The organism is Sinobacterium caligoides, from assembly GCF_003752585.1.
Lineage (GTDB): Bacteria > Pseudomonadota > Gammaproteobacteria > Pseudomonadales > Sinobacteriaceae > Sinobacterium > Sinobacterium caligoides.
Genome location: NZ_RKHR01000004.1, coordinates 956,885 through 968,532, shown reverse-complemented (window position 1 = coordinate 968,532; position 11,648 = coordinate 956,885). Strand labels below are relative to the sequence as shown.

At 44.5% G+C, this 11,648-nt stretch carries 4 protein-coding genes; all 4 read left to right on the top strand.

Features of this window, described 5'->3' with window-relative positions; translation table 11 throughout:
• The first annotated feature begins 598 nt into the window (after nucleotides 1-598).
• The 4 genes from EDC56_RS10935 to EDC56_RS10920 all read left to right on the top strand — a co-directional run bounded on the left by EDC56_RS10935 (nucleotide 599) and on the right by EDC56_RS10920 (nucleotide 11,613).
• Nucleotides 599-1,321 carry a hypothetical protein gene (locus tag EDC56_RS10935; RefSeq protein WP_148059385.1) on the top strand — a complete coding sequence of 241 codons (723 nt, stop codon included), beginning with the start codon at nucleotides 599-601 and terminating at the stop codon, nucleotides 1,319-1,321.
• Nucleotides 1,322-1,926: 605 nt separating this feature from the next.
• Complete coding sequence (locus tag EDC56_RS10930; protein ID WP_123712540.1) at nucleotides 1,927-5,151, top strand: DUF6603 domain-containing protein; 3,225 nt, start codon at nucleotides 1,927-1,929, stop codon at nucleotides 5,149-5,151.
• A 91-nt stretch (nucleotides 5,152-5,242) separates the two neighbouring features.
• Nucleotides 5,243-7,600, top strand: a complete 2,358-nt coding sequence (locus EDC56_RS10925) for a hypothetical protein (protein WP_123712539.1) — start codon at nucleotides 5,243-5,245, stop codon at nucleotides 7,598-7,600.
• Nucleotides 7,597-11,613: a hypothetical protein gene (locus tag EDC56_RS10920; protein ID WP_123712538.1), complete on the top strand. Its 4,017-nt coding sequence runs from the start codon at nucleotides 7,597-7,599 to the stop codon at nucleotides 11,611-11,613. Before EDC56_RS10925 ends, EDC56_RS10920 begins: the two co-directional genes overlap by 4 nt.
• The last annotated feature ends 35 nt before the right edge of the window (nucleotides 11,614-11,648 follow it).

The following is an 11,648-nucleotide window of genomic DNA, read 5'->3' as shown; positions in this document are numbered from 1 at the left end:
CTTCCTGGCTGACTCGTTATAGCTTTGAGGCGCTGTTTTCAGGGCAGCTTGCGGGGTGCTAGTCTAGCCCTCGCTGGCACTGAGCCAGACTCGGTAACCGATGCCGACCTTGGACAGCAGGTATTTGGCCGGTTGGGCTGCCTCATACGCAGTAATGTATGAGTGCGGTCTTATATTTTGATGCCGTAGAAGGGAGTGAACCCCTTGTGTGAACAATAATTAATATGACGTGAATAGCTAGAGAGCTTGAACGAGAAGTTGGTTAAAACACTGTCTGTCTAGGCTTTAGTGAGTTTGTGAGTCGTCGCCAACTAAAGAGCTAAGTCTCCACGTTAGCTCTGTTCGTTGCCGTAACTATGCCTATTTGCTAATGTAGCGCCGATTGAAAACAATAAAATTAGCACCTTCGTCAACGAAAAACCTTGAGACGAATAAGCTAGCTTGTGTCGTGCTGATTTGGCCTGCGTCGAAACGCGCTCATAAAAAGTAATTAAGACTGAGATATAGTTGAGGCTTCCTTGGGTTTGTTCGTGGAAGTTCGTCATACAGAAATAATGAATAAACAGCAGTAATCAATAAATAGAAATAAGGCTTTGTTGTGAAGAAGATACTCGCTATGCCATTACTGGCATCAACCATGATATTGAGCGCCTGCGGCGGTGGCTCATCCAGCTCGGGTGATAGGATCGAAGCGCTACAGGTGAATGAGTATGCGGGGGTATGGTATTTAGCTGAAGCAGATAACTACCTAAAAATAACAGACGACGGTAATGGGCGTATCTACCGTTGTAGCCTTTACGACGGCTATCGAGCTGATGAGCGAGTTTCTCTGCAAGTCAGTGGCGACATCGTGACCTTATCGCATGACGGTGGTGATGAGGGCGAGGTCAAGCTAATGCGTAACGGGGAGCAGCTATCCTTAATCGCAGGTATTGAGGAAATTAATTATCAACAACAAGCGGCAATGCCGGATGCATGTAACGGCAATGCGGTTGAGATTACTTATGTTAGCCCAACAGAGGCTGTGCTGGGTGTCGAGCAAACCTTCGTGGTCAACTTCGATTACCGGGTGGCGGATATTTCGGCGGAGTTGGCGATAGCGTTTACCTCGGATGATGGTGAACGAACGATTATCAACAGCGATGAAACAATCTTGGTGGATGATCGCGATATTGCTAGTGGCTCTATCACGGTGAACCATACGCGTCGCTACCAAGGAGATGACGCCTATAGCTTGTACGTTCTCATGTACCCCGCAGGCAGCGATGAAGAATTTCCAATTCTTGCCTCTGATGAGCAAGTGATTAATATTGTTCGCTAGTCGAAAGGTGACACTCAGGGCGTTGCTGCAGCGAAGTAACGCCTAACGGTTTTATTAGGATCCCCCCCCCTCTGTCACCACTCCTTTCTTATCCTTATACCTTCGCGCTCTCTTCTTGTGAGCAAAAACATTCGCACGCTGGACAGTAAAATAAGCTGTCTATTATTGTTTTTGTCTGCCTCATTTTGTAATTATATAGCTCTATATACATTACGGTATCGTTAGAAGTAGATAAAAAGGAAAACGTCGAAGGCTAATTTTTAGCATCCACACCTAATTGTGTCGCTAGTTCGTCGCATTTTTATCTGTTTGAGCATCTCCTCGTATTAATTGACTGAAACCCGGTGAAAGCTGTGGCGTGTAGTTGATAGATTATTACAAGTGTTTGAATTTGTCTGAGCCTAGGATAGCTACTTCAAGACGCTATCAAAAAGCGAATAATTATTTCAGCACTGAATATGAACGATCTGTTCTAAATTGTAAAAGTTAATGCAGATGTTATATGGATGGTCGAATTTTTTATACGTCCAATTATTTTTCCTGTTGATTGTTTCGGGAAGCCATTCTAATAAAAATCTATCTTAATAAAATGTGTGGATAATAAAATGACGACAGAGAATAAGGCAGCTATAAGTCAAGGGCTTGGGTTATCTTTCCTGCTTCCATACGGGGGTAATAGTGGCAATGATAAACAAGGGGTGGCGCCTGAACTGAGTGTCATTCGTCGAGGTGATGAGTTTATTGTCACCGGTAAGCTGGGTAAGCAGCACTTGTTTCCGGAGCTTGTCGATACCCTTGAGTTAAATCTCGGCCGAGAGGCAGTGATGCCAAAAGTCAGTGACTTTTTGACTGATTTACGGAATAACATTATTAGCAGTCTAGACGGCGATAGCAGTGCAGGCCTAAGTGGCGTGCATGGCTACCTCGAGCGATTTAAGAGTTGCTTTGCTAACTTGGTAGATGTCAATTTTTCAGATATTGAGTTTTCTATAGGATTTGGAAAAGAGATTAATCCGTTAAGCGGAAGCAAGCAGAAAGTGACATCCTTGAGCTTTTCGTTAGAGACGGAATATCTTGCTATTCAGTTGTTTTATAAGAAGTCAGCTTATAAGTCTGGATATGAGAATACTGATCACAATTTAGCAAAAGGGATAGATAAAAGAAGAAAGCCTGTCTATAAAACATCATCTAAGATGGTTGTTTTCGCCAAACCAAAAGATGCTGTGGCGCTACGAGAAATTATTCCGTTGGTTGATACGGAGTTGGTGCCTAACTTTTCTCTGGATGCCTGCTTTATCTGTGCCTCTACCAGAATGTCGGCTAACGATATCGCTCGACTGATGGCCTTAAAACCTAACGGTGTAGACTCACAGCCTTTGCTGTCAGGTCTAGCCGACCATACTTTGATTGATAAGATTAAGGGCGGTTGCATAAATAAAGGCGTGTCAATATTGGCGAATGTCGCCTTAAATACTGAAGAATATCCGCTATATATATCGCTACAGGGGGAAGAAGATGAGAGAAAGGCAGGGAGCAGCCGGAAAGCAGAAGAGGACGGAAAACAGGGCGATGGAGAGCAGCTAGCAAATGATAATGAGCCAGTAACAAAGCCCAATGAAGATGAAAATGACGATCACCCTTCATCTAAGGGGGCACAGGATAAAACGGTAGTACGTAAGGCTGGCAGTGATATTAGTGGCAAGCAGTTAGGTCCAATTAGTGTTGATCGCTTGACGGTGGGGTTCAGCGAGCAAGAGATACAGCTGCACATGGATGCTGCGCTTTCAATGGCAAGCTTTCAATTAGTACTGCAAGCCTTTGTTATGCGCGTTAACGTCGATGAGGTGCTGAAGGGCGATTTAGCCAAGGCACTGGACTTTAGTCTCGATGGTGTCGATATAACGCTCGCTGCAGGTGGCTTATCACTCGGTGGAGGGCTCATGCGTTTTCCATCAGAAGACGATGGCGCCGATGAGTACGTCGGGCATCTTGCATTGGAAACTAAGTTGTTTTCACTGAATGTGCTAGGCGCCTATTCAACAATGAAGAACGGTCAGACATCTCTGTTTGCCTACTTGGCGATTGAGTGTCCGCTCGGTGGTGTCCCCGCTTTTTTTGTTGAAGGCTTGGCGTTGGGGTTTGGCTATAACAGGGGGATTGAATTACCGCCGATTGGTGAGTTGCATCAGTTTCCCTTGATTGAGGTGTTTAGAGAGGACGATGAGAATGAAGACGATGTCGATCCGCTAGTGACGTTACGGACACAGGCAAGTAACCTCAGCCGATATCTTCCGGCTAGTGCTGGCCAGTACCTGGTTGCCGCAGGCATCAAGTTCAACACCTATAAACTGATCGACTCAATCGGCGTGTTAATGGTCGAGTTTGGCCAACATTTTTCGATTCATTTGTTAGGCAATTCGGTCGTTGCATTTCCATTCGCAGGAAAGAAAGTTCTACCTGTACCGCCTATCGTAAATATTGACATGAATTATCGTGTGTCATACGAGGCGGAAAAAGGCACGCTACAGCTAGAAGCGCAGTTAAATGATAATAGTTATTTGTTTTCCAGAGAGTGCAAGCTAACAGGAGGTTTTGCTTTCTACTCATGGTTTAAAGGGGATCATAAAGGCGACTTCGTCGTGACGATGGGAGGCTATCATCCGAAATTTAACAAGCCAGAACACTACCCTGATGTACCACGCTTAGGTTTTTTATTGCAGCTTGGAGATACGGTATCAATCAAAGGGGGGATGTATGCGGCATTGACACCAGTGGCGATTATGGCCGGTGCTGGCTTGAGCGCGGTGTATGAGTCAGGTGCACTTAAGGCACACTTCAATGCTGGAGTCGACTTTATCATTTGTTGGCAACCATTTTATTATGAAGCCGAGATCGCTGTTAATATCGGGGCTTCGTTAGATATCGATCTGGGCTGGCTTGGTTCAACGTCTATCAGCGGCGAGTTCGGTGCAGACCTAAGGATATGGGGACCAGAATTTGCTGGTGAAGCAGCAGTTAAGCTATTGTGTTTTGAGGTAAATATTGACTTTGGTGCGGCCTCCTCTCTATCGAAAGAAGCGATTAGCTGGCAGGAGTTTATAGATAATTATATCAATATACCCGATGAAAATTCTGACGCTGAATTTGTTGAAATAAATGTCCTTAAGGGGAGTCAAGGGACAGCAATTGAGAAGTTAGGAGTGCGTGAGATTGAGTGGAATCTTGTCGATCTCGATAATTTTGAGCTGCTGGTAGATAGCCCGGTACCATTGAGTCTGATTACCATCGATGGAGAAAGTAAGCTCGAGGCAGAGCAGGCAGGATTCCATCTGGCTCCTATGGGGGCGCATTCAGTTGATGATTGGGCAATGGATATTAGTTGCGATAGAGGCGGACAGTTCATTGTTAAGCCGATCGAAAAGGCCTTCCCAAAAGCAGTGTACGGAAATTCATCTGAGCCATCTATTGAGCAAGATGAAACGATGTTGATGTTGCCATCAGGCGGTCGAATTGTCAGTAAACCGGGTAAAAAGCCTGGTTTCAGTGATGCTATTGATGTCGATGAATTTTCTTATGAGAACATTAAAGAAGATGATGCGCACTGGCAGTGGGGCGATGAACTGGACAGGGAGTGGTTGGCAAGTACCAGCGATCCCGATGCCTTGGGCTCTATTCAAATAACACTAAGCGATGTGGCGGTGCAGCAGCACAGGGCATCTGTTGCCGACTTTTTTAATTATGATGCCGGCATCATAACAACCGAAGGCATGTGTCGAGAGATAAGGTCTGTGTTTATCGGTAACCCTAGTGTAATAGATGTGGCGCGATAAAAATAAGAACTTATAACCTGTGTTTAGGCAAACTCTCTTGCGAACATAACTAGTTAATATTTACGTATTTGACGAATAAAAAGGCGTGATTATGACCGACGACCAATTACAGTTTATCGATTATAGAAAGCCGGCGCTGAATGCTGGAGACTACATCTTTACCGTAAAGCATAAAATACCAGACCCGGAGCAAGGCGAAAATGGTATTAGCGAGGCTCAAAAGATACACGTCAGGGCGCACGCTGAGCGGGTGATGATTGCTCCCGACACTGTCTATGCTCAGTACCCGCCGGCTGGAGAGACCGGTCAGTATGGCGATGTACTCCCGCACCTATCCTTAAAAAAGGGTATTTTACCGTGGATGCGTTCTTCTTCTTCAGACATCAATGGTGAGTTTGTAGCAGAGGATAACTCACCATGGCTGCAATTAATTGGGGTGACTGAAAAAGATATTGAACAGGGCGATGCGACAGCCTTGAAAACTTGCAAAATAGATAATCTGGCAGAGGGCGCCTATTTCCCCTCGTTACAGCTTAAGTCATTGAAAAAGGAAAGAGATAATAACTCATTGGTGGCGATGCCGGAAGGTGTGAAGACAATAACAATAAAGAAGTCGTTATTTGATAGTTTCTTCTTTAATAAGGCGCAGGATGCGGATCTTCTGGCACATCTTCGTCGGCGTTGGACGGCACCGATTGATAGGGATAAAAGTGATAAAAAATTACTTCTAGATGAGCTGGTGAATAAAATTGGCAACAAAAAAGAGTACATTTTTGACTGCGACATCAATGAACGGCTGGGCTTGAAGGCCACCGCGATAAAGCTAGATGAAATCGTTAAGAATGAAACTTGGCTTGTGAGTGACCCGCATGAAGGCGATGTATTGCTAGAGCGAATTGTAGAAAATGACAGTGTGCATAGTATCAGAATATCAACATTGTCTCGTGAACTTGCCGTAGTAGTTGCCAATCGTTTTGGCGAGGCAGATGCGGTTAACTACCCAGGCGGTATGCGTAATTATTCTTTGCTTGTTTCGTTAGAGGGGTATTTCACAGACGATAGCATTGAGGCAATAGAAAAGCTGGGTGACGATGAAATGATTCGCTTGGTTGTCTTGACCTCATGGTGGTTTAACTGTTCGCAGGAAAAAGTCGACTTCGGCGAGCGGGCGAAAGCATTAGATGTAGAAAGCCTGCGCTATTCTACCAAACAACTAAAAAAAACAGAGGGAAGTTTAAAGCGACGGTTAGAGGCTGGATACGTTGCGTTACCACACCAATTTCGTCAAGGTGATGAGTCAATCTCCTGGTACCGTGGCCCCTTTGCGCCGACACTGGTTGGCGATATGTCTGTTATTGCGCTGAGTGAAAATCAGCGTGGCGAGAGCGAGGGGGGCTTTGTCGCGACTGATGCAGACAGGTTGATGAGCTTCTGTGTTGAAGATGGCATGTTTGATGTGAGTTATTCTGTCGCCTATGAGCTTGGTCGATTCATGTCATTTAAGAATACAAGTTTCAACAATGCTTTGGGTAAATATAAGCAGGGGCAATCACGCTATAGACAATTGCTGAGTGATGAGGAGAGAAGGGCGAGTGCGATAAACAAAGGTATATTTATCGAGAAGCTCCCCTACGCACAGCTAGAGGAAGGCGTGACAGATCAGCAGCTCAAGGAGATAGAAGCTTGGCTATTGCGCCTGGCAAGTTTTGAAAACATACCGGTCTGGAACTTGCTGCCGGACCCTGATTTATTACCAGAAAAAGCATTGAGAACATTCCGTGTAGACCCTGTGTGGGTGCAAAGCCTGTGGCTTGGTGCGTTGTCGTTGAATGGCCGTCCAGAAATTACAAATAGGCTGTTTACTGAGTGCTATAAAAGGTTGAATAAAGAAATCCCTGGGTATGGTGCCTTTGTTCGTTCAGATATTGTCTGGGCATATCCTGAGCGAGAGATTAAATTTCGCAATATCGGTGAAGACAATATTAGCGATAGCATCGATTTGGATCCGACGAAAATAACCGCCGAACATGGTGATTATATGGCTTATATATCGAGCTTTCATCCGAAAAACATCTATAGTCACAGGCGTATCGCGAGAGATGCTGAAATTTATTTAAGCAAAGAAAGCTTCGACTATCTTTCGCTGTCGCTGCCTGTAGAGAGTTTACACTACGGTGCAAATGTTGATGAAAAAAATAACTATACAAAATCGGTTAAGTATAAAGGGAAAAGCGTTGGTGGACCCGTCGATATTAAAATGCGCCACGCAACAAAATCAATCATTAATGCAACGATTTTGGCCGATAACTTAACTAACTTACTAATGGAAAATAGCGATGATAAATTTTCCTTTAGTTTGCGAGAGGACGGATTCTCATCAGCCAGGTTTAGTCGATTTATGCTAGAGGGAGAGCCGCAGGTTGAGTTCTCGGTGGAGAAATTATCATGAGTATTATATGTGTACCTATTAAGGTTGAAGCGTTGGTCTGTAAAAATGTTACCAATGCGGTGACAACACAGGATGATTTTGAAGAGCTGCCCTATAAAAATGATGAAGGACATGACATCTCGAGTGATGCTGCCAACCTAGCCTCTACAATCACACGTAAAGCTTTTAATAATCGAATGGACCTTTTACCAGGTATACATCTGCATTGGAGGATGCCAGATGCTTTGACGAAAGGCGTGGTTAATACGGAATATGGCAAAGGCGACGACTTAACCTCTATTGATATGCCAACGGTGCCCAACCGGTGGATGGTTGTAAGGACGCTTGTCAAAACAGGTGAGAAGAGGCGCTGGGTTGTAGAAAGCGACTATATACACCCTGCAGATAAGAGACCTGATAATGCAGTATGCATGCCTCGACAGCTACAAGATAAAAGGAAACAGCCTTATTGCTATGTGGGCCGCCAGCTCCCCTTCGATGAGTGGAAAAATGAACTTGATCGTAGCGATCATAAATATTTACAGAATTTAACCGTTCTTGGCTGGGGGTCGCCCTATTTCTCTGCCTTATACACTGATTGTTTTAGTGTCTTTGGTGCACACGATGACGAGTTGATACTGCCTAACGACGTCAAAAAATACCGCTATGAAGTCTACGGCTGGTATTCAGATAGTGATAATGACTATGCGTTACAGTGTGTTGAAAAGGCGTCATCAAATTTCGTTGACGATGCAAAGTCGATTGCCAAATGGTTGGTACCTGATCTCAAAGGTGAGAAAGTCAACGGTATGATTTGCTATGGGCAGGTAGATTTTAGTCACAGCAAAAATATCGATGACACATCGCTTGATAACCTTGGGCAGTTTAATGATACAGAAGTAACCTTAGCTAAAACAGCCAAGGAGGTGGTGTCTAAATACTTGGCCAATAAGTGTGGTGATGATGAACAGTCCATTCAAGCTATTGAAAATCAAATGCAGTCAATGCTGTATAGCGAAGATATTGAAGGGAAGAATATTGATTTCATTAACCGCCTGAAGAACATTCGTCACAAAGAGGAATTTCGCCCTGTTGGCTCAGGCGTGTTGTGGAGCTACGTAGATGAAGGGCGGTTAATGGAGGGTAAAGCCTGCCCTGAAAACGCTAAGGCTAAGGCAATCGATGATGAGATGAAGGAGCGAGCAAAAAAGCATTACCTGCTTTTTAAAAAACATTGTCAGCCGCTGCTGGATAAGCTGAATAGTTTGCAGCAAGAGTTAAATGAGGTTGTGAACAATCGGCAGTACTATTTACGTCTATTGTATAGTGATTGGAGTAAATACATGCAGTGTTTACATCCAGACGAAGCACTTAACTCGGCCTATCCCGATGCGAATCATATAAGGCATATGATTGAGCGAGACACCTTGCCTATGGTGGAAAAGTGCAATAACGATATTCATGTATTGCAGGAAAAAATAGCGGGTACTGACGATCAACTGGGTTCAGTTGGGGCGGTAAACAACTACCTAACTACGCTGATTGCAAATGATTTTACAGAGTTTATGATCGAAGCCGGTGTTGACGGTGTGACTATTGCATCGCCATTGATGAAAATACCGGCACCCCGTTATTGGCAGGTTCAGCCGCCTTCCCTGCTCATTGCAGGCGATGTGATCAAGCAGCCTGATTGGCATGAGGTCGATAAAAATCTGACGGCAGACGATGTGGCTAAGCAACCTAAGCATCTGCGGGGCGACGATATATTGGAATGCAGGTTGGTGGCCGAAGGTAATTCAACATCCCCACAACAGTGGCTTATTAACGATGAAATTAGCACCTTGACGGGATGGCCTAAAGCAATACGTAAATGGGATAGTCAGCCATGGTCGCCGTTGCTGATGGAGTGGCGAATGGATATCTACTCTGACGCTAATAAAAATACAGACAGGATCGCTGGTGAAGAATTCTATGGTGAAAACGTAGTCAGTGATAATTATCGAATCTGTCTCAATGACGCTCAGTATGGTTTGCCTAGCTCCTCTGTTGACCTCATGTTAAAAAATCCAGATAAAGAAGTGATGGATACTCCTGTTTCAATAACTGGTCGCACGCTATTGGCTTTCTCTAACAAGAAAGAGATCAAAGAAAAGCTGGACAAGTTCGCTTCTCTAGACGTGAAGGAGGAGTATAAAAAAATAACTAAGGCAATTGATACCTTCAATAATACAGAGGTGATGATGCAGAGTTTAGATACGCTGCATGATGATATGTTGATGTACAGTGATGCCACTTTGTTAAAAGTGCAAGATCCTTTAGGATTCTCTTCACCGCCTGGCTTTAAGGATAACTTAACAGAACGTGTCGCCAAAGCGACAAAGGGACAAAACTTTAAACTGCCTGTTATTGATCATGCATTCCTACCGATTAAAAGTGGTGAGTGTTCATTGCAGAAGCTGCGGATCGTCGACAGCTTTGGTCGTTTCAAAGATGTATCGTGTAATAAAAAAGGGGGGGCTGATAATAAACCTGAGGTATTCTCAATGCCCCCTCGAGTGCTACAGCCACTACGTTTGTATTGCCGTTGGAAAAATGATATCGACATCGAAAATAATGACTTATCAACACCCGTTGTGGGTTGGCTGTGTTATAACCACTTCGATGAGACGTTGGTAATTTATGATGCTGATGGTGTTGAACAAGGGGCGATGAATTCGGACGGTGAGTGGCTTGACCCTACAGGGAGTTTCGCCGGCCTTAACGATATTAACAGTCGTTCTTTAAAACAGTTTGTGTTGAAAATTATTAGTTTTCATCAGCGAAATCGTATTGTAAAAGCGACACTGAATGAGGTGGCAAATGACAGCGGGGCGTTGTGGGATGCTCTAGTTGAATTGAAGATACTGAGGGCTTTCGATGGCGGTGAGAAGGCTTATTTACAACCAGTGTCGCCAAAGGATTGGCCAGCGTCAGTCGGAGATTTCTCAATAGTAATGGGCCAACTTGAAAAGGCGATGTCAGAGGGCAACCACTTCCCAGCATTAAAGGAAGCGATACTGAAAGCACAGGATAATATCGAGCCGGACTCTGTGCGCCGAGTGGTGGAGGCAGGCACCTTAAAGCCACTGGCTATTGTCAAGGCCAATATTGATTTACAGACGATGGGTCAGCCCGAAGTGAGTAAAAGTTGGTCGGCATTAAACCACGACATCACAAATAACTATCGAATAAATCGTGGCTTTACCAAAGTGAAATTCCCAATAAAAGTTGGTGAGTATAATAATCTTGATGATGGGCTGGTGGCATATTGGCGAGAGAATAATGACGGCTCACTGTCATCACGGGGTTATTTTCCACAATCAGGGATGGAAGATATTTTAGATTATATCGACAGCGCAAACTTCAATGAAAACGACTTAATAGCTTATGTTGATGATGCCGTTGATGAGGGCGTTGAAAATATCCTACACAGCATTGATGACGAGCCTGTGACGCTGTTAATGCTTCTTGACCCGGAGGCATGTACACATATTACGTCGGGAACTGTACCACGGAAAACTCTTAGTCTAGAGATGCATTGGTACATCGATGCACTGGAGAGTATTCGCTCTTACTATTTTGCGGCACCAATGATTACGCCGGTGAGCGGTCTCTCTTTGCCGCTGCCACAAGAGAAAACATGGCAGTGGTTACAGCGTAACCGGTTCGGTGGTCTTGATATGTCGGTTAGTAGAAAGGTGGTAAGCAGAGAGAAGTTTATTAGTGGTGGCTATGAAGAGCTCCACTGGCAGAAATTACAACAAGCTAAGGTATTGCTAGATGTGCCGGAATGGCCTGGCCATGCCTACTTTTACGAAGTGGATGCTGCTGAGCTGGAGGAAGATTTAGAGGCGGAGTGGGAGGCTATACGAGGGCACATTATGGCGGTGAGTGAGCGCGATATCACGACGCCAGATAGTTTGCCCCCACTCGATGTTAGAACGAAAATTGTAGAAGGTTGGTTGACACCACTGTCTCCCCCTTTGCGGAAGTAGAGTCTAGTCAGTTTTAATAATCAAATAATAGTGAA